12 protein-coding genes are annotated in these 21,384 nt (G+C 72.5%); 5 read left to right on the top strand and 7 right to left on the bottom strand.

Annotated features, from left to right (window positions below; all coding sequences use genetic code 11):
• The first annotated feature begins 48 nt into the window (after window positions 1-48).
• On the top strand, window positions 49-495 hold the full coding sequence (locus tag DWB77_RS31960) for an Lrp/AsnC family transcriptional regulator (protein WP_120725498.1): 447 nt from the start codon (window positions 49-51) through the stop codon (window positions 493-495).
• 252 nt (window positions 496-747) lie between these two features.
• Here DWB77_RS31960 and DWB77_RS31955 read toward each other — a convergent pair whose 3' ends face one another.
• From DWB77_RS31955 to fusA, 4 genes are all read right to left on the bottom strand, one after another.
• Window positions 748-3,759 carry an AAA family ATPase gene (locus DWB77_RS31955; protein ID WP_120725496.1) on the bottom strand — a complete coding sequence of 1,004 codons (3,012 nt, stop codon included), beginning with the start codon at window positions 3,757-3,759 and terminating at the stop codon, window positions 748-750.
• A complete protein-coding gene (locus DWB77_RS31950; RefSeq protein WP_120725494.1) occupies window positions 3,756-4,910 on the bottom strand; it encodes an exonuclease SbcCD subunit D in 1,155 nt (384 codons plus the stop codon). Before DWB77_RS31950 ends, DWB77_RS31955 begins: the two co-directional genes overlap by 4 nt.
• Window positions 4,911-5,017: 107 nt before the next feature.
• The gene (locus tag DWB77_RS31945) at window positions 5,018-5,644 is read right to left on the bottom strand and encodes a YigZ family protein (RefSeq protein WP_120725492.1); all 627 of its coding nucleotides are present in this window, start codon (window positions 5,642-5,644) and stop codon (window positions 5,018-5,020) included.
• Between the two features lie 121 nt (window positions 5,645-5,765).
• On the bottom strand, window positions 5,766-7,832 hold the full coding sequence (gene fusA, locus DWB77_RS31940; RefSeq protein ID WP_120725490.1) for an elongation factor G: 2,067 nt from the start codon (window positions 7,830-7,832) through the stop codon (window positions 5,766-5,768).
• 598 nt (window positions 7,833-8,430) lie between these two features.
• On the opposite strand from fusA, the gene DWB77_RS31935 reads away from it, so the two are divergent.
• The 4 genes from DWB77_RS31935 to DWB77_RS31920 all read left to right on the top strand — a co-directional run bounded on the left by DWB77_RS31935 (window position 8,431) and on the right by DWB77_RS31920 (window position 13,351).
• On the top strand, window positions 8,431-10,851 hold the full coding sequence (locus tag DWB77_RS31935) for a polysaccharide lyase 8 family protein (protein ID WP_120725488.1): 2,421 nt from the start codon (window positions 8,431-8,433) through the stop codon (window positions 10,849-10,851).
• A gap of 66 nt (window positions 10,852-10,917) precedes the next feature.
• Window positions 10,918-11,871, top strand: coding sequence for a phytoene/squalene synthase family protein (locus DWB77_RS31930; protein ID WP_120725486.1), 954 nt, complete (start codon window positions 10,918-10,920; stop codon window positions 11,869-11,871).
• A gap of 71 nt (window positions 11,872-11,942) precedes the next feature.
• Entirely contained in the window at window positions 11,943-12,377 is a 435-nt protein-coding gene (locus tag DWB77_RS31925; RefSeq protein WP_246033699.1) for a CoA-binding protein, read from the top strand.
• A 110-nt stretch (window positions 12,378-12,487) separates the two neighbouring features.
• Complete coding sequence (locus DWB77_RS31920; protein WP_120725484.1) at window positions 12,488-13,351, top strand: alpha/beta fold hydrolase; 864 nt, start codon at window positions 12,488-12,490, stop codon at window positions 13,349-13,351.
• A 102-nt stretch (window positions 13,352-13,453) separates the two neighbouring features.
• Here DWB77_RS31920 and fxsT read toward each other — a convergent pair whose 3' ends face one another.
• The 3 genes from fxsT to DWB77_RS31905 form a co-directional block, all read right to left on the bottom strand.
• On the bottom strand, window positions 13,454-17,428 hold the full coding sequence (fxsT, locus tag DWB77_RS31915; protein ID WP_120725482.1) for an FxSxx-COOH system tetratricopeptide repeat protein: 3,975 nt from the start codon (window positions 17,426-17,428) through the stop codon (window positions 13,454-13,456).
• Window positions 17,421-18,767 carry a TIR-like protein FxsC gene (locus DWB77_RS31910; RefSeq protein WP_246033698.1) on the bottom strand — a complete coding sequence of 449 codons (1,347 nt, stop codon included), beginning with the start codon at window positions 18,765-18,767 and terminating at the stop codon, window positions 17,421-17,423. The genes fxsT and DWB77_RS31910 overlap by 8 nt, the downstream gene beginning before the upstream one ends.
• Window positions 18,768-18,956: 189 nt before the next feature.
• A complete protein-coding gene (locus DWB77_RS31905) occupies window positions 18,957-21,383 on the bottom strand; it encodes an FxsB family cyclophane-forming radical SAM/SPASM peptide maturase (protein ID WP_120725479.1) in 2,427 nt (808 codons plus the stop codon).
• Window position 21,384: the final 1 nt, after the last annotated feature.

The raw sequence follows: 21,384 nt of genomic DNA, 5'->3' as shown, positions 1-21,384 counted from the left end.
CCCGGAACACCCCTTGATTCGCCGGGGATTCCACGGTTGTCTGAGGCCATGAACGCGTATTCCCCGGACGCCACCGACTGGCGCATATTGGAAGCCCTCCAGCAGCAGGGCCGGGCGACCTTCGCCGAGCTGGCCCGGACCGTGTCGATGTCGGCGAGCGCGGTGACCGAGCGGGTACGCCGCCTGGAGGAGGCCGGGGTGATCGCGGGCTACACGGCCGTCGTCGACCAGGAACGCCTCGGCCGGCCGATCCTCGCCTTCGTACGGCTTCGCTATCCGAACGGCAACTACAAGCCGTTCCACGATCTCGTGGAGGCGACGCCGGAGATCATGGAGGCGCACCATGTGACGGGCGACGACTGCTTCGTGATCAAGGTGGGGGCGCGGTCGATGAGTCACCTGGAGGAGATCTCCGGGAAGATCGGGGCGTTGGGGGCCGTGACGACGAGCGTGGTGTATTCGTCACCGCTGCCGCGGCGGGCGATCAGCCTCTGAGGCGCCAAGGAGACCGGTCCTGGGGATCCGCCCCAGACCCGTCGGGCCCTGCCGCGCGGATCCCGAGTGCTGGTAGTCGGTGCTGCACCTGGTTCCCCTACAGGTGCGCCTTGCGACGGGGTGCGGGTGATACGGCTCGCATGCGACGCCGTCGCCCCGCCGACACCGTCCCGGCCACCGGCTTCACAGGGATCCTGACCGGCTGAGCCCGCCGGGCTCGCTCGGGGTGGAGGAGACCGGAGTCACCTGTCGTCAGTGCGCGCCGGCCCCCCGGAGCCGTACCGAAGATCCCGCCCGGTCCTTCACCACTTCCAGCTGCGCCGGGATGCGGCGCCGCAGGTCGCCCACGTGGCTCACGATTCCCACGCTGCGGTCGCGTTCGCGCAGGGAGTCCAGGACGTCCAGGACCTCGTCCAGGGTCTGGTCGTCGAGGCTGCCGAAGCCCTCGTCGATGAACAGGGTGTCCAGGCGCGCCCCGCCCACCTCGTCGGTGACGACGTCGGCGAGCCCCAGCGCCAGCGCGAGGGAGGCGAAGAAGGTCTCTCCCCCGGACAGCGTCGCGGTGTCCCTCTCGCGGCCCGTCCAGGCGTCCACCACGTGCAGCCCCAGGCCCGAACGTCCGCGGCCTCCCCTGGCGTCGGAGTGGACCAGCGTGTACCGCCCGCCCGACATGCGCCTCAGGCGGGCCGTGGCCGCGGCGGCGACCTGTTCGAGGCGGGCGGCCAGGACGTAGGACTCCAGGCGCATCTTGCGCTCGTTGTCGGCGGAGGTCCCCGCGGTGAGCCCGGCCAGGCGGGCGACCCGTTCGTACTCCTCGCGCAGCGGGCCGATCGCGCGGGTCTCCTCGACGGCCGCCGCGCTCAGGGTGCCCAGTTCCGCGCGGCGGGCCCGGGCGGCGGCGAGGGCCGACGCGGCGTCGCGCAGGGCGCGTTCGGCGGCGGCGGACTCGGCGTCCGCCTGCGCGGTGCGGGCCGGGGCGGCACGGCCGGCCGCGGCCGTCTCCGGCTCCGCGAGGCACGCGGTGACGGTGGCCCGCTCGTGCTGCCAGGCGTCGAGCCGGTGCTGGATGTCGCGCTGGCCGCGCTCGTCGACCAGGGCTGCCGCCGCCGCGGCCGGGGTGTCGAAGCCGGCCCGGAACGCCGCCTCCGATAGCCGCCCGTCGGCCTCCTTGAGCCGCTCGGCGCTGTCCTCGACGGCACGGACCGCCTCCACCGCCTCGGCGAGGATCGCGGCGCGGCGTTCGAGCAGTGCGGCCTGTTCGGCGACGCTGGACGCCCCGCCCCGCGCCTCGCTCAACTCCCTTTCCAGCGCGCCCTGTTCACGCTCCAGGGCCTCACGGCTCGCGGTGCGGGCCGCGGCGTTCTCCTGGGCCGTGCGCTGGGCGGCGAGGCGGCGCTCGCGCTCCCGCTCCGCCGAGGCGAGGGCCAGCCGGGCCTCGTGCAGCCCGGCCGCCGCGTCCCGCGCCTCGCGGTGCGCCCGCTGCAACCGCTCCGCCTCGTCGGCCAGTTGGGCGACGTCCGCGTGGCCCGCGGCGGCCCGGGCGCCCGCGAGCTCCTCCCGTACCAGGGACAGGGCGGCCTCCGCCTCGGCGCGCGTGCGGTCCGCTCGGCGGTATGCCTGGTGGGCTGCGTCCTCGGCGGCGCGGTCGACCTGACCGGCGCCGGGGCGCGCCGGCGCCGGGTGCTCGGCCGCGCCGCACACCGGGCAGGGCTCGCCTTCCTGGAGCCGCGCGGCCAGCTCGGCCGCGATGCCGCGCAGCCGCTCCTCGCGCAGGGTCAGCCAGTGCTCGTGGGCGGCGTTGGCGGCTTCGCGGGAGGTCTCGTGCGCTCGGGTCGCCTCGGCCGAGCGGGCCTGGAGCGCGTCGCGTTCACGGGCGGCGGCGAGGCGGTTCCTGGCCGGTTCGAGCTGTCCGGCGAGCTGTTCCGCGCGGGCCGCCGCTTCATGGGCGGTGTCGATCCTGGCCTGATGGTCGAGCCGGACGGTCTCCCAGCCCGCGAGCCATGCCGTGGTGTCGGTGAGGACGTCCTCGTCGGCGCGGGCCTGCCGGTCGAGGCGGGCCCGCTCCTCGTCGATCTCGGCGCTGCGGCGCTCGGCCCGGCGGGCGGACTCCAGGGCTCCGAGGTCCTGGCGCATCCGCCTTTCCAGGGCGGCGAGTTGTTCCGCTCCGGCGTCGGCGAGGTCCGGGGGCAGCCGGGCGCGGGAGCGGTCCCGTTCGGCGGTCGCCGCGCCGTGGGCGCGCTGGGCCTGTTCCTGCCATTCGAGGGCGGGCGCGACCCGTTCGGCCTTGCGGGCCGTCTCCAGGCGGGCCTTCAGCTCGTCCTGCTCGGGGCGGCCGGCCGCCAACTCATCGGCCCTGGAGCGGGCTTGGGCGTACCGCTCCTGGAGTGCGGCCAGCTGCCGGGTCTCTTCGGCGACGCGGCGGGCGGCGGCCTGGCGGCTCTCGGCGGTGGCCACGGCGGCCTCGGCGATGTCGAGGCGTTCCTGTGCGCCGCAGCGCGCGACGGCCGCCCACTGGAGGACGGCCGAGGCAAGGCCCGGGTCGCCGGGCCGCGCGTCGGGCAGCGGCCAGGCGCGGGCGTCCGTGGTGTCGCCGGCGGCCTGCGCCATCCGCTGGGCGAGGGCGAGCAGTCGTTCGTCGCCGTCCTTGACCTGACGCTCGGCGGTCTTGCGCAACTCGGCGAGCCGGTCCTCGACGGCCGCGAACCGGCGGGTGTCGAAGAGCCTGCCGAGCAGCTTTCCGCGCGCTTCGGCGTCGGACCGCAGGAACTTGGCGAACTCCCCCTGCGGCAACAGCACCACCTGGCAGAACTGTTCCCGGCTCATCCCGATGAGCTGTCCGAGCTCCTCGCCGATCTCCTGGTGCGAACGGCTCAGGGCCCGCCAGGCTCCGGCCGCCGGGTCGTACTCCCGCAGCCAGGTCTGCGCCTTCTCGGTGGTGAATCCGCTGCCCCGCTTCTTGGGGCGCTCCTGCTGCGGGCGGCGGGTGATCTCCAACCGCCTTCCGCCGACGGTCAGTTCGAGCAGCACCTCGGTGAAGACGTCCGGTGCGGCGTGGTCGCTGCGCAGGGGGGTGGCGGGGCTCTGCCGGGCGCCGGGGACCGCCGCGTACAGGGCGAAACAGACCGCGTCGAGGACCGAGGTCTTGCCGGCGCCGGTGGGACCGTGCAGCAGGAACAGGCCCGCGGCGGACAGCGCGTCGAAGTCGATCTCCTGGCTGTCCGCGAACGGGCCGAAGGCGGTGACCCGCATGCGGTGCAGCCTCATCGGGCCACCTCGCGCACCCCGTCGTCGACCCGCACGGCGTCGAACGCCCCTCGCAGGACCGTCCGTTCGTGGTCGTCGGGGCCGCTGCCGCCGCGTACGTGCGCCACGAAGTCCTCCGCGATCTGCTGGTCGCTGCGTCCGCTGAGGCGCTGCGCGTACGAGGTGTGCGGCTCGCCGTCGGCCCCTTCGGGGTCGAAGGCCAGGCTCAGGGTGCCGGGGAAGCGGGCGCTGATCCTCGCCATCGCGTCGGCCGGGCGGGCGGCGTCGGTCAACGTGGCCTCCACCCAGGCCTGTTCGTGCCGGGCCAGGGCCGGGTCGTCGAGGAGCGCGTCGAGCCGGCCCCGGATGCGGGCCAGGGGGCGCGGCACCGGGCAGTCGATCCGCTCGGCCTCGACGGTTCCGTCGGCCGCGAGGTCCACCAGCCACATGGACTTGCGGTGGTCGGCCTCCGAGAAGGAGTAGGCGAGCGGGGAGCCCGAGTAGCGGACCCGTTCGGTGATCACCTGGCTGCCGTGGAGGTGCCCGAGGGCCACATAGTCCACGCCGTCGAAGACTCCGGCGGGCACGGCGGCCACTCCCCCGACGGTGATGTCGCGTTCGCTGTCGCTCGGCTCGCCGCCGGCCACGAAGGCGTGCGCGAGGACGATGGAGCGGGTGCCGTGGGGGCGCTCCGCGAGGTCGGCCCGGACCCGGTCCATGGCCGCGGCGAGCACCGCTTCGTGGCCGCCCTTGGGCGCGCCCAGTTCGTCGCGGACCAGCGCGGGTTCCAGATAGGGCAGCCCGTAGCAGGCCACGTCCCCGATCATGACCGGGGTGCCGCACCCCGCCGGGTCGGTCCGCAGATGGATTCCGGCCCGCTGGATCAGGCCCGCCCCCACTCCGAGCCTGCGCGCCGAGTCGTGGTTGCCGGAGATCATCACGGTCGGCACGCCGAGGTCGGCGAGGCGGTGCAGCGCCCGGTCGAAGAGGTCGACGGCGGCCAGCGGCGGCACCGCTCGGTCGTACACGTCACCCGCGACCAGGACCGCGTCCACACCTCGGTCGCGAACCGTCGCCACCACGTGGTCGACGAACGCGGCCTGGGCACCGAGCAGATCGACCCGGTGGAAGGACCGGCCCAGGTGCCAGTCCGAGGTGTGCAGGAATCTCATGATCCTCGAGGGTAACGGTGGGGTCTGACATCACGGGCGGTAACGGAAACATCCACCCGCCCCCGGCGGCTCGGACGGCACGGGGCGGCTGTCGGGTGTCGTACTGCTCAGGCGTCCCCGTACGCCTCTCCGCCCAGCTCCAGCGTGGCCGTGCCGGCCGTGGCGTCGGCGAGCCAGCCGCGGAAGGCCTCGATGTCGGCCTCGGGGAGACCGATCTCGATGGTGACGGCTTCGGCGTAGGCCACCTCGCGCACCGCGCGGCCGGTCGCCCTGAGGTCGTTCTCCAGTTTCCCGGCGCGCTGGTGGTCGACGGTGACGGTGGCCAGGCGGAACCTGCGGCGCACGATGGTGCCGAGCTCGTCCAGGGCCTCGCCGACGACGCCTCCGTACGCCCTGATCAGACCGCCCGCGCCCAGCTTGACCCCGCCGAAGTAACGGGTGACCACGGCCACGGCGTAGCGCACCTCGCGCCGGGTCAGCATCTGGAGCATGGGGACTCCGGCGGTGCCGCCGGGTTCGCCGTCGTCGCTCGCCTTCTGTACGGAGGCGTCGGCTCCGATGACGTACGCGAAGCAGTGGTGCCCGGCCGTCGGGTGCTCCTTGCGGACGCGGGCGATGAAGTCCTGGGCTTCCTGTTCGGTGGCGGCGGGCGCGAGCGCGCAGATGAAGCGCGACCGGTTGATCTCGCTCTCGTGCACGCCCGCTCGGGCGACGGTGCGGTACTGCTCCTGCATCCGTCCACCCTATGCGGCACCGGCCGCGAGCTCCGCCGGAGCCGGAGCCGGAGCCGGAGCCTTCGAGGCGGCGCCGTCCCACCCGCCCCGCCCCGGCGGACCGGGGCGGGGCGGACGGCGGCTACCGCGCCAAAAGGGCCTGCGCCACCGCGGTCGGTACCGGCGCGAGCGGTGCGGGCCGGGTGGTGAAGGTGCCCCGGCCCTGGGTCCGCCCGCGCAGCCGGGAGGCGTACCCGAACAGCTCGGCCAGCGGAACCGTGGCGGTGATCACCGCGGATCCGGCGCCGGCGGTGGACGCCGTCACCTGGCCTCGGCGGGCGGCGAGATCACCGAGGACGCCGCCGACGCCGTCCTCGGGAACGGTCACCGTGATCTCCGCGACCGGTTCGAGGAGTCCCATCTCACTCGCGCGCAACGCCTCGCGCAGCCCGAACCTGCCCGCCGTGCGGAACGCCATCTCCGAGGAGTCCTTGGAGTGGATCGCCCCGTCGGTGAGCGTGACCCGCAGCCCGGTGACCGGATGGCCGCCGAGCGGACCCTCGGCCAGGGCGTCGCGGCAGCCCGCCTCCACGGCCCGCGCGTACTCCTGCGGCACCCGGCCGCCGACCACCGTCGAGCGGAATGCGAATCCCCCCTCCTCCATGGGCTCGACGTCCAGGACGATGTGTGCGAACTGCCCGGCGCCGCCGTCCTGTTTGACGTGCCGGTACACCACGCCGCTCACGCCGCGCAGGACGGTTTCGCGGTAGGAGACCTGCGGCCGGCCGACGTTGACCTCCACGTCCAGATCGCGGCGGATCTTCTCCACCGCGACCTCCAGATGGAGCTCGCCCAGGCCCGAGAGCACCGTCTGACCGGTCTCCGGATCGGACCGCACCACCAGGGACGGATCCTCCTCGGCCAGGCGGGCCAGGGCCGCCGCGAGCCGGCCCGTGTCGCCGGCCAGCCTGGCCTCGACCGCGACCGACACCACCGGATCGGCGACCGAGGGCGGCTCCAGGAGCACGGGCGCGTCCGGCGCGCACAGCGTCGCGCCGGGCCGGGCGGTCTTGAGGCCGACCACCGCGACGATGTCCCCCGCCATCGCTTCCTCCTTCTCCTCGTGCCGGTCGGCCTGCACGCGCAGGATCCTGCCGACGCGTTCGGTGCGGCCGCTCGCCGCGTCGCGTACCCAGGCGCCCTTGCGCAGGGTGCCCGAGTAGATCCGCAGATGGGTAAGGCGGCCGCGCGCCGTGGAGTTCACCTTGAAGGCGAGCGCCGCGAAGGGCGCCGCCGGGTCGGGCGCCCGCTCCTGTTCACGACCGTCGGCGGTGCCGCGTACCGGCGGCATGTCGAGGGGCGAGGGCAGATAGGCCAGCACGGCGTCGAGGAGGGGTTCGATCCCGCGGTTGCGGTAGGCCGAGCCGCACAGCACGACCACCGCGTCGCCGCCGAGGGTCAGCTCGCGCAGGGCGCGCACCAGGGTCTCCTCGCTCAGCTCCGAAGCGCCGCAGAACTCTTCGAGCGCGTCCGGATGCAGCTCCGCCACCGTCTCCTCCAGGAGTCGGCGCCGACCGGCGGCGTCGTCGGACCACTCCTCGAGGACGGGTCCTTCGGTACGGGTGTCGCCGTCCCACAGCAGGGTGCGCATCCGCACCAGGTCGATGACGCCGGTGAAGCCGTCCTCGCGCCCCACGGGAAGCTGGACCACCAACGGCACGGCGCCGAGCCGGTCCTTGATGGAGGCGACCGCGGTGTCGAGGTCGGCTCCCGCCCGGTCCATTTTGTTCACGAACGCGATCCGCGGCACGCCGTGCCGGTCGGCCTGGCGCCAGACCGACTCGCTCTGGGGTTCCACACCGGCGACGGCGTCGAACACGGCGACCGCGCCGTCCAGGACCCGCAGGGACCGTTCGACCTCGTCGGCGAAGTCGACGTGGCCCGGGGTGTCGATGAGGTTGATGTGGTGCCCGTCCCAGTCGCAGCTCACGGCGGCGGCGAAGATGGTGATGCCACGATCGCGTTCCTGGGCGTCGAAGTCGGTGACGGTCGTCCCGTCGTGGACCTCGCCCCGCTTGTGGACGGCGCCGGTCGCGAACAGGATCCGCTCGGTGAGGGTCGTCTTGCCGGCGTCGACGTGGGCGAGGATGCCGAGGTTGCGCAGGGCGCGCAGGGGTGTCGCGGTGAGGGGTCGGATGGGAGTACGCATGGCCTGAGGCCCTTTCGAGTGCTGTCGCTGAGATGACTCAGGAGACCGCGGAAGCGGACGGCGCGATTTGCGGACGGCGTCACCGGCCCTGCCCCACGGAGCCGTCATCGTGCGACAACGGGGCGTGTGGGCAAGGGGTTTGACGCTGCGTCACTTACCTGCGGTGAGGGCCGCGCGGCCGTCACCGACCGACGCGAGACACCAAAATCACGTCGAACCGGCACGAGGGGGCGAGGGCCGCGGTGTACTGCGTACGCATGACCCGGCCCCCTTTCTCTTCACTCGGTCTCGTCACTCGTCACTCGAGTGCGGCGTGTTGCCCGCCGCTGCTCGGCGGCGCGCCTGGCGAGTGTAGGCAGCGGAGCGGGGGCAGGGCACGGGGTTTTCCGGAGCGGAGGTTTGCCGCCGGTTCATGCCATGGGTGGGCCCCGGCGCGCCCGCCGCCCAACAAGCCGACCCGGCAAGGGCGTTGACTCCCGCGCGGCGTCAAGGCTACCTTGGCCGCGCCCAGGAGGTTCTCGTACATGGGCGTCGTTCACGTAGTTGAACAATGGGGCGCTGATTCCTCGCCCTCCCGAATCCGATGTGAGGACGAGCGATGTCGCTTGACCGCAGAGACGTGCTGCGCTTCGGAGCAACCGCGGCGGTGGCCGCCGCGGTCCCCCTCGGGCTCGGTGAGCCCGCGTCGGCCGCACCGCTCGGGCCCTCGGACGCCGGGGACCATGCCCGGATCGTGGCCGCGTACCGCGAGCTCCAAATCGGTGTGAACCGCCCGTCGCTCCGGCGCGACCGGGCCCTGGCCGCCCTGGATCAGGTGGCTCTCGCCCATGACGCGGCCATGGATGTGACCCGCGACCAGCTCTGGGCGGACCTGCCGACCGGGCCCGGCAGCACCTACTTCCCCACCATGTACTACCGGTTGAGGACCATCGCCGTGGCCTGGGCGACGCCCGGCTCAGCGCTGTCCGCCCGCCCCGATCAGCCCGAGCGCATCATGACCGCGCTCACCACCCTCTACCGTACGCAGTACAACGAGAACACCGCGGAGATCGGCAACTGGTACTCCTACGAGATCGGGGTGCCGTACTGGCTGCTCCAGACCGTCGTGGCGCTCGGCGACCGTCTGCCGGCCGCCGACCTCGAACGCGTGCTGCGTCCCGTGCTGCGCTTCGTCGCCGACCCCAACCGCCGGACCAACACACCCGAGTTGGTGGAGACCGGCGCCAACCGTGCGGACAAGGCGCTCATCACCGTGGTGTCCGGGGCGCTCGCGGGAGACTCAGCCCGGGTGGCCGCCGGCCTCGCGGCGGTGACCGACGTCGCGGGGCAGGGGGCCGCGGACCTCACCCGCCGCTCCACCCACGGCGACGGCTACCGCACCGACGGGTCCTTCATCCAGCACGAGGTGGTGCCCTACCCGGGTCACTACGGTCTGGTGCTCCTGAGCGCGATCGCCGCCCTGACCCATGTCACCGACGCCACCTCCACCCAACTCCCGTCCGCCGTGAGGGAGATGTTCGAGTCGACCGTCACCCAGGTGTACGCGCCGTTCCTGTTCGCCGGGTCGATGATGGAGCCGGTGCGCGGCCGGATGCTCTCTCGGCAGGGCGAGACGGGGCACGACGCCGGGCACCAGTTCATCGCGGCCGTGGTCCTTCTCGCCAGGACCGCCGCCGAACCCGCCCGCTCCCGCCTCACGTCTCTGGCCGCGCGCTGGATCGCGGAGGGCACCTGGGCGCCGTACCTCGACGTCGCCGACGTCGGCAGGTACTCGGGCGGGCTGCAACCCGTGGGCGTACCCGAGGTCGAGTTCGCCGAACAGCTCACGTCCAGGTCGCGTGCCGCCACCACGGCGGTCCGGGAGCACCGGGTGTTCCCGCAGATGGACCGGATGGTGCACAGCACCCCCGGGTGGTCCGCCTCGCTCGGAACGGGGTCGCGGCGCATCTGCCGGTACGAGTCCATCAACGGCATGAACCTGCACGGCTGGTACACGGGCGACGGCGTGCTCTACACCTTCCTGCCGGGCCGACAGGGCCACTACAGCGACGCCTACTGGCCGACCGTGGACGCCACCCTGCTCCCGGGCACCACCGAGAAGGACGCCCCACCGCCCCCGCTGCTCGCCGACCCGCCGCGCACCGCCACCTCGTACGCCGGCGGGGTGCGCTTCGACGACGCCCACGGCGCCCACGGCCTGGACTTCGTCTCGCAGGACGGCACCCTGTCGGCCAGGAAGTCCTGGTTCTTCACCCCGGACGCGGTGATCTGCCTCGGCGCCGCCATCGCGGACGCCTCGGGCGCCCCGGTGCGCACGGCCATCGAGAACCGCAACCTCGGCGAGGAGGGCTCCGCCCGGCTGCTCGTCAACGGCCGCCCGGACCGCTCCCTGCCCGGCACGCCCAGCGCCGTAGCCGACGCGCGGTGGCTGCACCTGGAGGGCACGGCCGGATACGTACTTCTCGACGGGCCGGGCCGAGGGCCCCTCACCCTCCTGCGCGAGGACCGCGCCGGCAGCTGGCTAGGCATCGACACCGGCGCCAACACCCATGGCACGGCGACCCGTTACACCCGCCGCTACCAGAAGATCGTCCTCGACCACGGCGTCCACCCGACCGACGCGAGCTACGCCTACGCGGTGCTGCCGGGCGCCTCCGTGGACCACACCCGCCGGGCGTGCGGGCGGTGGAGCGTACTGGCCAACACGGGACGGGCCCAATCGGTGTGCCTGGACGGGCAGTTGACGGCAGCGTCGTTCTTCACGGCGGGCACCGTCGAACGGGTCCGGGTGTCGGGGGCCGCCGCGATGATGTGGGGGCGTACCGCCATCGGGTGGACGTTCGCCCTGTCCGACCCCACGCAGACGCAGGACACCGTGCGGGTGACCGTCGAGGGGGCGGGCCACCGGCTCCGGCACGCCGATCCCTCCGTCACCGTGGTCGCCACCCACCCGAGGCTGGTGGTGGACATCGCGGTCGCCGGGTCGTTCGGAGCCACCCACACGTTCACCACGGCCTGAGCGGTGGCCTCTCGCGCGGCCGTGATCCACTGGAACCCGGCATCCACATCCCGGGAGAGGTCATCGATGAGCGCGTGGAACCAGGCCCTCGACGCCGCGGGCATCCGCGCCCCAGGGCTGCGCGACGACTACACCCGCCAGCGCGAACTGGCCGCACGCTTCAAGCGCAGCGCCTATCTGGCCGCCCGGCTGCTGCTGCCGCGACCGCTGTTCCCGCACGTGGTCGCGGCGACCGCGTTCATGCACCACAGCGACAACCTGCTGGACAGCGGTCCCCTCGACGCCCGGGCCGAGGCCTACGGAGCATGGGAGCGCGAGGTTCGCGACGGCCTGGCCGACGGTGACAGCGGCCACCCGGTGATCCGTCCGCTCCTGAACACCATCACGGCCCACCCCCGCCTGCGCGACCACGTCGAGGACTACCTGCGCACCGCCCGCACCGACCTGGACTTCACGGGCTTCGCCACGGAGGCGGATTACCAGGCCTACATCGACGCCTACTCGCTGCCCGCGTTCATGCTCGTGGCCTGTCTGCTGGGCCCGGACGGCGACGCGACGGAGTTCCGCGCGGCATGCCGCACCTATATCGACGCCGCCCAGCGGATCGACTTCGTCAACGACCTCGCGGAGGACCTCGCCGACGGTCGACTCACCCTGCCCCGCGAGGAGTTGGAGCGCTGTGGGGTCACCCGCGAGGACCTGGAGCAGGCCCGCGATCTGCCCGGCACCCGTGCGTTGATCGCCGCCGCGCTCGACCGGGCCCGCACCACCCTCGCCGCGAGCAGCCCCCTGACCCACCTCGTCCCGGAGCCGGGCCGCCCCCTGGTCCGCGCCCTGATCGCCTTCGACACCCTCACCCTGACCGCGGCCACCCACAAGGGCCCCGCCCTCCTGAAATCCCCCGCCCGCCCGTCGGTGCGGGGGGCCGTGGGGGTGCTGGTGCGGGAGTACGGGGCGGCGCGGCGGGTGGGGCGGGGAACAGGCGCCGGACGGCACGCGGACGTCACCGCGGGGCCCTGAACGGAATGCGGCCGGGCGGTGCGGACGTTGCCCCAGTGACCATGGGCCACCCCCGACCCCCAGGAGCCACCGTGCACCCCGAGCAGTCCGAGCAGCCCGAGCAGTCCGAGCAGGACACCATCCGCAAGATCCTCACCGAGAGCGGTGACACCTGGGCCGTCGTGGGGCTCTCCTCCAATCAGGGGCGGGCCGCCTACGGGGTGGCCAAGGTGCTTCAGCGGTTCGGGAAGCGGGTCGTGCCCGTGCATCCCAAGGCGGAGACCGTGCACGGGGAGCAGGGGTACGCCTCGCTCGACGCCATTCCCTTCCCCGTCGACGTCGTCGACGTGTTCGTCAACAGCGAGCTCGCCGGTGAGGTGGCCGATCAGGCCGTCGCCGCCGGGGCGAAGGCCGTCTGGTTCCAGCTCGGGGTCGTCGACCAGGACGCGTACGACCGCACGCGCGCCGCCGGGCTCGACATGGTCATGGACCGGTGCCCGGCGATCGAGATCCCCCGCCTCGGCTGAGCGGGGCCGAGCGGAGCGGGCCACGGTCGCGCATTCGGCGAGTGTGGGTATGTACCACTGAATCGCACACGCTCATACTGGCGCCAACCAGACCTAGGGGGAGGCACCAGTTGGGGGAGCTGATTCGTACCAGGGACGGGCGGGACTTAGCGGTCGAGAATTATGGGAACCCGAAGGGCAGACCGGTGTTCCTGCTGCACGGCACCCCGGGGAGCCGGCTCGGCCCGGCCCCGCGCAGTGCGGTGCTCTACCGGCTCGGCGTCCGCCTCATCACGTTCGACCGGCCGGGATACGGAGATTCGGACCGGCTGCCGGGGCGCCGGGTGGCCCACGCGGCGGCCGATGTGGAGGCCATCGCCGACGCGCTGGACATCGACGAGTTCGCCGTCGTGGGCCGCTCCGGTGGCGCCCCGCACGCGCTCGCCTGTGCGGCGCTGCTCCCGGACCGCACGGCCAGGGCCGCGGCCCTGGTGGGGCTCGCGCCGCGCGACGCCCAGGGGCTCGACTGGTTCGACGGGATGACCGAGGCCAATGTCCGCGAGTACATCAACGCGGCTGCTGGGCAAGGGCAGTTGACCACCGCGCTGGAGATGCGCTCGATCACCATCCGCTCCGATCCGCGCCGCTCCGTCGCCGACATGCGGCACGACCTGCCCAAGCCGGACCGGGGCATCGTCGCGGACGCCGGCATCCGGGCGATGCTGGAGCGCAACTTCGAGGAGGCGCTGCGCAGTTCGGCGGACGGCTGGGTGGACGACGTGATGGCGTTCAGCACCGACTGGGAGTTCCGCCCCGAGGACATCACCGCTCCCGTCCTGCTGTGGCACGGCGAACAGGACGTGTTCGCGCCCGTGCAGCACACCCGCTGGCTGGCCGAGCGGATCCCGGGCGCCCAGTTGATCGTCGAGCGGGGCGCCGCCCACTTCGGGGCGCTGCGGGTGCTCACCAGGGTCCTGAGCTGGGCCACCTGGTGAGCGGCTGAAGGCGCGCGAGTCAGGAGGCGCCGGGGCGCCGGCCCCGTACGGGCGGGCCGGGGAGCGGCGGGCCGTCGCGGCCCGGGCGCTCCCCGGAGAACGTCACACCGGCTGCGGCTCCAGGTCGCGGTTGATGCGGCGCCAGGCCCGGGCCGCCTCCGCGATCGGATGGTCCACGCCCAGCTGTTTCGCGGCGGGTTCCAGGATGGAGGTCCGCAGCCGCTGCGCCTCGTCCTCGCGCCCGGCGGCCCGCAGCGTGATCGCCAGGTTGGAGCGGCAGGCCAGCACATCGGGGTGGGTGGGCCCGAAGCGCTCCAACAGGCCCTTGAGCGCGGTCCGTTCCCAGCGTTCGGCCAGGTCGGGCCGGCCCATGTCGCCGTAGGCGTTGGCCAGGTTGATCGCCGCGGAGAGGGTGAACGGGTGGCGTGAGCCCAGGACTTCCTCCAGGGCCGCCCGCACGTCCTCGCCGCCGCGCGCCGCCTCCTCGGCTGCCCCCAGGCCCCGCTGATAGATGTAGACGTTGTTGCGGCAGGCCAGGGTGAAGGGGTGCTCCTCGCCCAGGGTGCCCTGGTAGCCCTCGAGCGCCTGGAGGGAGAGGTCGTAGGCGGCCTGCTTGTCGCCGGTCGCCGAGAAGTCCGCCGCCAGGTTCAGACAGCAGGCGAGCGCGTCCGGCGCCTTGGTCCCGTACCGGCCCCGGTAGCGGTTGTACGTCTCCTCGGTCAGCCGCTTCGCCTCGTGCGGATGGCCCGCCTTGCGCAGGGACACGGCGAGGCTCTTGGCGGTGCGCAGCGCCTCGGGCACATCCGCGTTCAGCACCCGCTCGAACGCGGAGACCACCTCGCGCAGCACCTGTACCGAGGCGGCGTACTCCCCGCTCTCGCGCAGGTCCCGCCCCAGGTGGCCCTTGGTGGTGAGGGTGAAGGGGTGGTCCTCGCCGAGGAGGGCGCTGCGGCGTTCCACCGTCTCCTCGTCGAGCCTGCGCGCAGCCTCGCTGTCGCCGCTGAGCCGGTAGTCGATGGCGAGGTTGTTGGCCGCGATGAGGGTGCGCGGGTGGTTCTCGCCGAAGATCTGGCGAAGGCCGTGGTAGATCGTGAGGTCCCGGGTGAGGGCCTCGTCGAACCGGCCGAGGGCGCGCAGGTCGGCGGCGAGGCTGCCGGTGGTGATGAGGATGCTGGGGTGGTCGTCGCCCGGGTGGTCCTTGCGCAGGACGCTGATCTGACGGGCGAGGGTGTCCTCGTCCATCGCCCGGGCCTCCTGGTACTTGCCCTGGGCGCGCAGCGCGTTGGCCAGCTCGAAGCGGATGTTGAGGGTCTGGAGGTCGTTCTCGCCGAGTTCGCGGGTCCAGACCTTGTTGAGCTGGGTGCCGAGCACCCGGGCGCTCTCCAGCTCGCCGCGCTTGAGGAGATAGCGGATGCGGTCGACCATGAGCTGGCGGACCTTCTCCTCGTCGCAGTCGGCGATGCCGGAGGCGCTCAGGTGCGGCCAGATCAGTTCGAAACTGGGCCAGCTCTTGGGGTCGTTGACGGGGTTGTCGCGGTCGACGCCCTCGACGGGCCGGGCCTCGGCGAGGATGCGGTGCACCTCGTGCTTGGCTGTGTCGACCTCGTCGTCACTGAGGCCTGCCCTTACGGCCGCCTGGACGAGCCGGTGCACCTGGATGCTGCTGTCGGCGGGGTCGACCTTGGCGAGCGCGAAACGGTTCAGGGTCTGGATGACCTTGCCCAGCATGTACCGCTCGCGCAGGTCCGGGTCGTACGGCAGGAGCGACTCGAACATCGAGTCGCTGCCGATGAGCCGCATCGAGATCGGCTCGGCGGAGAAGAACGAGCAGAGCTCCAACAGGCGTACCGCCGCCTTGGATTCATCGCGCAGCCGACTGATGGAGATGTTCCAGGTCGCGCCGATCTGCTCCGAGTAGTCCTCGGGCTTGCCGAGCGAGAGGACCTTGGTGCTCTGCTCCCTGAGCTGTTCCACATAGGCGTCGACGGGGGTCGCCGTCTCGGCGAGCCAGGCGGCGGCGACCTCGACCGCGAGCGGCAGGTCACCGACGGCGTCGGCGACCCGGTCGGCGTCGGCGGTCGGGAGTTTGGTGACCCGCCGGCACAGGTGCTCGATGCTCTCGGCCCGGGTGAAGACCTCTACCTCGATGGCCTCCACCTTGGTGGAGGCGGGCTTGTTGCGGCAGGTCGCCAGGATGTGACCATAGGTCTCGCCGGGGATGGGCTCGATGTCCTCGGGGAGCAGTTTCAGCGCCCGGTCGAGGTCTTCGACGTTGTCGAAGATCAGCAGCCAGCGGGAGTAGGGCGCGCCGCGCCGCAGCGCCTGGAGGGCGGCGGTCGCGGCCTCGGCCACCACGTCACCGGCCCTGAGGTCCATCTCGGCGGCCAGCTCGGCGAGCGAGGACACCACCCGGTCGGGCTGCTCGGCCTCGATCCACCACACCAGGTCGTAGTCGGCGCGGAACCGGTGGGCGTACTCCCGCGCGACCTGGGTCTTGCCGACGCCGCCGAGGCCGTAGAGGACCTGCGGGAAGCGCTGGGCGGAGCGGCTGTCACCGCGCAGTTGGTCACGCAGCCGCTCCAGGACGGAGGTGCGGCCGGTGAACCAGGCGTGCCGGGGCCGTACGTTCCAGACCTTGGGGACGCTGCCGGGGTAGCGCGGCCCGGGAGGCCCGGAGGCCAGGGCGGCGACCGCCTCGGAGCGGTCGAGGGCGTTGAGCACGGCGGCACCGGCGTCGGCCTCGTCGAGCCGTACGAGGTCGATGACGCCCCGGCTGCTCAGCGGCGGGCCGAGCCGTACGTCGCCGACGCGCACCGGCAGGATGTGGCGCCGCCCGCCGGAGATGTCGAGGCCGGTCCCGGACTCCCAGGAGCTCCTGGCCCGCTCGGAGTTGAGGTAGGCCTGGGAGACGACCGGTATCACGCGATAGCCGGCGCCGGAGGTGAACTCGGCCTCCGTGGCGCTCGATCGGGGGGCGCGGACATCGACAGGCACGACGTGGAAACCGGCCGCGGTGAGGACGTACACCAGCCAGTCGGCCCACATCTGGTCCTCGGCGACATGGGTAAGCACCAGGTTGGACGGCGGCATGGGCCGGCGCCGGGTGTAGGCGGCGACATGGGTGAGCCGGTCGGCCTCGTCGATGGGCGGCAGCGAGTTCACCAGGCCGCCGGTGAGGACCGAGGTGAGCCGTTCGCAGGCGCTGAGCATGGAGCTGGAGACGTTGGGCGCGTCGCCGAAGGTGGCGAGGATCTCCTCGTACGCGTAGAAGGGGCGGTAGGGGACCTCCACGGTGCCCCAGTAGTTGCCCAGTTCCTCGGGGCTCAGGCCGCTGGGGAAGCCGGGGAAGCTCTCGCGGGCCAGGGCCCGGCCGGCGTCGGCCTTCTCCTTCTCGCCGTCGTCGATGCGCATCGGGACGGGCAGGATGCGGATGCGCCGCTCGTGGTAGCGCTCCTCGATGTCGCGGGCCACCGCCGAGGCGCCGTCGATGCTCTGGTCGCTCAAGGTGAAGCAGACGACGAGGACTTCGGGCATCTGCACGGTGCAGATGTCGGCGATGTCGCTCAGGCCGGTGCGGCTGTCGATCAGGGTGTAGTCGTAGTGGCGCTGCATGTCGTCGCGCATGGCGTCGAAGAACTGGCCGCCGCCGAACCGCTCGTGGAAGTCGTCCCAGTCCATCTTGCCGACGATGGACGGATAGTCGCGGTTGCGCCGTCCGGCGGAGAGGAAGTCGAGGCTGCCGCCCTGGGGGAAGTTCCAGTTGAGGGAGGTGGCGTGGGGGCGGACCCGGGCGTAGTCGCGGTGCCAGTCGGGGTCGCGGTCGGCGGGCCGGCGCGCCTCGTCCTGGTAGTCGGTGATCAGGTTGATCAGGCCCGGGGTCGCCTCCAGGTCGGCGAGGTCGAGGAACGGGTGGAAGAACCGGTGCAGACCTGGCGCCTCCAGGTCCCAGTCGACCGCCAGCACCCGGTACCCGTTGGCCGCCAGGATCCAGGCGCAGTTGGCCAGCGCCATGGTCCGTCCGGTGCCGCCCTTGTACGAGTAGAACGTGACGACGGTCCCGTTGCGGTTCTCAGTCATCTGATGAGCCCTCCGCCTTATCACCGTGGTTCTTCTCCTGGTCCGTGCTGCGACCGCGGCCAGTGGGGCCCGGTGCGCCGTAGCCGATGCCGCCCGGAAGCACCCGGGGCATCCGCCCGCCGCTGCCGGGCGGTGGATAGGTCGGCGCATGGGCCTCGTAGTGGCGTACCGCCGCCTTAACGGCGCCCGGGATCGCCTTGCTGAAGGCTTCGAGGGTGGGCAGTCCGCCGCTGGGTGTGCGGTGTCCGTCGCTCTCGTTGACCCGGGTGGAGAGCGCGGCGTCGGTCTGCGACGACAACTCCTCGTCGCGGGCGCGGGATTGGGGGTCCGCCACGTTGCCCGGGACCATGACGCTGATCCACGGCCGTCGGCTGGCGCCGAGCTGGTCGAGCAGTTCGCGGCGGCGCCGGGCGTCCAGCGCCCAGCGGTCGAGCAGCAGCAGACCGGGTCCGGGTGGGCCGGAGGCGAGGAGCCGGTGGGGTTCGGCCTCGAAGTCGCTGAGGTGCACGGTGTAGTTCAGATTGCGTACGACGTCGACGGTGTGGTCGGCGAGCGGTCTGGAGGACGTCGGGTGGTACGGGTTCCAGTCCAGGGCCTCGGTTCCGTAGCAGTCCGGGCTGCGTCCGGTGGGGAGGCTGGAGCGCGAGCAGGCGAGGACGGCGACCTCCATTTCCCGGGCGGGCCCACCGGCCGGGCCGAAGGCGGGCGGCACCTTGGCGTAGTCCTGGTGGGGGTCGCCGGGCTCCAGTTGGGTCTGCTGGGCCACGTTGACGATGCGTTTGGCCAGCCGGTAGACGGCACGTTCGTACTGGTCCCGCAGGTAGTTGAGTTTGATGAGTCCATAGAAGCCCTCGTCGGCGTATTCGTCGCCGAACGTGGCGTGGTTGAACTGAAGGCGTTCCGCGGGCTGCGGGAGCTGTCGGGTGGGCACGGGCACCCACAGCGCGGGCACTATTCCGGTGACGGGGTTGCTGTTGTTGCTGCTGTTACGGGTGTTTTGCGCGGCGGCCCGGCTGGAGAAGGCGAACCACTCCCGGCCGCACTGTTCGCTGAGGAAATAGCGCGGCGAATAGAGCGGTACGAACACCTTGCAGAAGGCGAGCGCCTCCGAGAGCCGTTCCTGCCACCCCTCCCCGGGCTGCATCTGCACGTCCATGAAGCCGGCGCTGCCGGCCGGGAGGGGCGTCAACTGCATCACATGGGCGCAGAGGTCCCGGAAGAACCGCTGGACCCAGAGGTTCGGGTCCTTGTCCTTGGGGTCGCTCTTCGGCGTGTGCGCGTAGCTGAGAAAGAAATAGGGATGTTGCTCGTCTCCCCCGGCCCCCACTGATCCCTGCACCACTGTCTCCCCCGGTCCAAGTGGATGGGACCTCAGTGTAGGAACGGAGGATTCTCCGGCGGAACAGAACGAACAAACCCGGGGGAGATCCACTCAGGGAGTTTCGATCAGATCATGACCGAAATCATGCGGCGCTCCGGGAGTGGATCAATCAAATGAGGGGAGAATTCGCTCAATTCGCTGGTAAATTCAGGCGGTTCGGCCTTCGGCACGGGCCTCCCAGGCGACCCGGTGACGACGTGCGGACTCTTCCGCGGCGGAGAACGCGGCGGGTGAGACCGGCTCGTCCCGCCAATCGGCCACGGTCTCGCCCATGCGCCCGACGAAGCGTTCCCCCAGGTCCGTGAGGGATCCCGAGCCGAGCAGCACCTCCACGGCCCGTGCCGTCTGCTGCCGCCAGCGGGCGAACTCGGCCTCGGCGGCGCCGCGTTCGGCGGCGAGCGGAGCCGTCTCGCGGCGCACCCGCCAGAAGTCGGTCACCGCGATGTGGGCATACGTTCCCTGGAGCAGGCCGCCGATCGGGCGGGGATCCTCGCGCCAGGGGGCGTAGTAGCGGCCGCGATCGGCCTTGTCGTACAGGTCGACGGCGTCGAGGACGGCGGCGAGCTTCACATGCTGGAACTCGTGGACGATCAAGAGGGCGAGCTGTTCGGGGGAGGCGGGCCTGGCCACCCCGATCGCCCCCCAGGCGTCCTTGCAGGCGGCGCTGACATCGCTGCCGTCCGGCGCATGCAGGGGGGTGATCAGACGCAGCCCCGCCGCCACGCCGTCGGCGTAGGCGGGCAGTTCGCGCCGGATCAGGGACCAGGCGCCGGTGAGGTCCTCGGACCAGAGTTTGGCCTCGCCGACCGGGAGCCGCTCGGCCACGGGCCACTCGTGGCAGTCCCGCAGCGGGTCGGTGTCCTCGATCGCCACGTTCCAGCCCTCGCCCTGGAAGAGGCGTACGGGCCGCCAGTGCGGGGTGAGCCCGTCCACGCCCTCGTGCCAGCCGATGTCGAGCCGGCGGCCACCGGCGCGCACGGTGAACCCGTCGGCGCCCGCCGTCACTTCGGCGTGGGTGGCGGCGACGTCGAGCCGCACGGTGCCGAAGCCCGGCAGGCGCAGGGTCGTGTCGCGCAGCGGCACCGTGACGGTCCGCTCCAGCCGGGCGCGCAGGGCCGTGGTGGCGGCGATCTCGGCGAGGCCGCCCGCGGGCGCCGCCCGGCCCCCGAGCACATCGAGCGCCCAGGGCCTGGTGTAGGGGTGGGCGAGGACGCCGGCGAGTTCGTCGGGGACCTCGGCGTCCAGGTCCGTCAGGACCTCCCAGGCCTCGGCGGCCTCGCGGTCCGAGAGCGCGATGCGCTGCGCGCTGACGGCGGCGAGGAGTTCCTGGTTGAGGTCGAGCTGGGCGGCCGCGAGGCGCCCGACGGTGTCCGCCCCGCCGAAGCCGGCCGCCAGCTCCTCGAAGTCCCGCTCGTCCAGGGGCAGTTGGGCGGACTGCGGGGTCGGTGCGGGCACGGCGGCCTCCCTGTCGCGGATGGTGGTGACCAGGGCCAACAGATCGGGGCAGAACACCGAGGGATTGTCGAAGGCGTTGCCGGTCCGGTAGCGGTGGGCGTAGAGGCCGCCGCCGCAGGACTCGACGACCGGGCAGGCCCTGCACTGGGCGCAGAGCTGCTCGGCGCCCTGTTGGCGGGCGAGCATGCCGGGGTGCTGGAGGACGTCGTCGAGCGAGTGCCGGAAGACGTCCATGCCGGTGGCCGGAGCCCCGTCGTAGGAGGTCTTGAGGCTGTCGGCCTGCTCGAAGGTGCCGTCGGTCTCGATCACGACGAGGTCGGCGGGCGCGAGCCCCAGCGACTCGGTCAGACTGCTCTCGCCCCGCAGGGTGCGCAGTACGGAGTCGAAGATGCGGACCGGCACGGGCCGGCCCGCCGCGTCCCAGCGCCGGTAGATCGCGTCGAGCCAGTCCGCGTACGGCGTGGGAGCGCCGCCGGGGCGCGGGGGCGGGGTGTCCCAGGTGGCGTGCGGGAGGAGGAAGTCGATGCGCGGGGGCGTGAGTTCAAGGAGGGCGTCGTACACCGCGACCGGGTCGTTCTCGACGTCGGTGGTGCAGAGCAGGCCGGCGAAGAGGGGCCGGTAGCGGGGGCGGTTGAGGAGCTCGATCGCCCGGATGACCTTGGCGTGGCTGCTGCGGCCGTCGGCGTAGCGCCGGTGGCGGTCGTTGGAGACCTTGTCGCCGTCGAGGGACACCCCGACCTTGATGCCGAGTTCGAGGAAGAGCTCGCAGAACTCCTCGTCGAGCAGCACGCCGTTGGTGTGCATGCGCAGATCGAGGGCGCTCACTCCGTGCAGGGCCCGGCGCAGTTCGTCGGCGGCGGTGCGCAGCCGGTCGGGGCCGGCGAGCAGGGGCTCTCCGCCGTGCAGGACGACGTGGACGGTGGGGAGTCGATGGCGGCGGGCGTGCTCGGCGATACGGTTCGCCACCTGGGCGAGGATCTCCGGCGAGACGGCCCGGGGCCTTCCCCGCCAGCTCGTGTCCGCGTGCTCGTAGACGTAACAGTGGTCGCACGCGAGATCACAGCGGCTGTGTACCTTCAGCACGAACTGCGACAGGGCGGGCACAATCGCGCGGTCCATG

Source organism: Streptomyces hundungensis (genome assembly GCF_003627815.1).
Lineage (GTDB): Bacteria > Actinomycetota > Actinomycetes > Streptomycetales > Streptomycetaceae > Streptomyces > Streptomyces hundungensis_A.
The sequence above is the reverse complement of the archived record's forward strand: the minus strand, read 5'-3'. Positions and strand labels throughout refer to the sequence as shown.

Coding starts and splice junctions, on each gene's coding strand:
- fxsT (WP_120725482.1), bottom strand. CDS start 17,428: ATGACTGAGAACCGCAACGGGACCGTCGTCACGTTCTACTCGTACAAG.
- DWB77_RS31930 (WP_120725486.1), top strand. CDS start 10,918: ATGAGCGCGTGGAACCAGGCCCTCGACGCCGCGGGCATCCGCGCCCCA.
- DWB77_RS31935 (WP_120725488.1), top strand. CDS start 8,431: ATGTCGCTTGACCGCAGAGACGTGCTGCGCTTCGGAGCAACCGCGGCG.
- DWB77_RS31955 (WP_120725496.1), bottom strand. CDS start 3,759: ATGAGGCTGCACCGCATGCGGGTCACCGCCTTCGGCCCGTTCGCGGAC.
- fusA (WP_120725490.1), bottom strand. CDS start 7,832: ATGCGTACTCCCATCCGACCCCTCACCGCGACACCCCTGCGCGCCCTG.
- DWB77_RS31950 (WP_120725494.1), bottom strand. CDS start 4,910: ATGAGATTCCTGCACACCTCGGACTGGCACCTGGGCCGGTCCTTCCAC.
- DWB77_RS31945 (WP_120725492.1), bottom strand. CDS start 5,644: ATGCAGGAGCAGTACCGCACCGTCGCCCGAGCGGGCGTGCACGAGAGC.
- DWB77_RS31905 (WP_120725479.1), bottom strand. CDS start 21,383: ATGGACCGCGCGATTGTGCCCGCCCTGTCGCAGTTCGTGCTGAAGGTA.
- DWB77_RS31960 (WP_120725498.1), top strand. CDS start 49: ATGAACGCGTATTCCCCGGACGCCACCGACTGGCGCATATTGGAAGCC.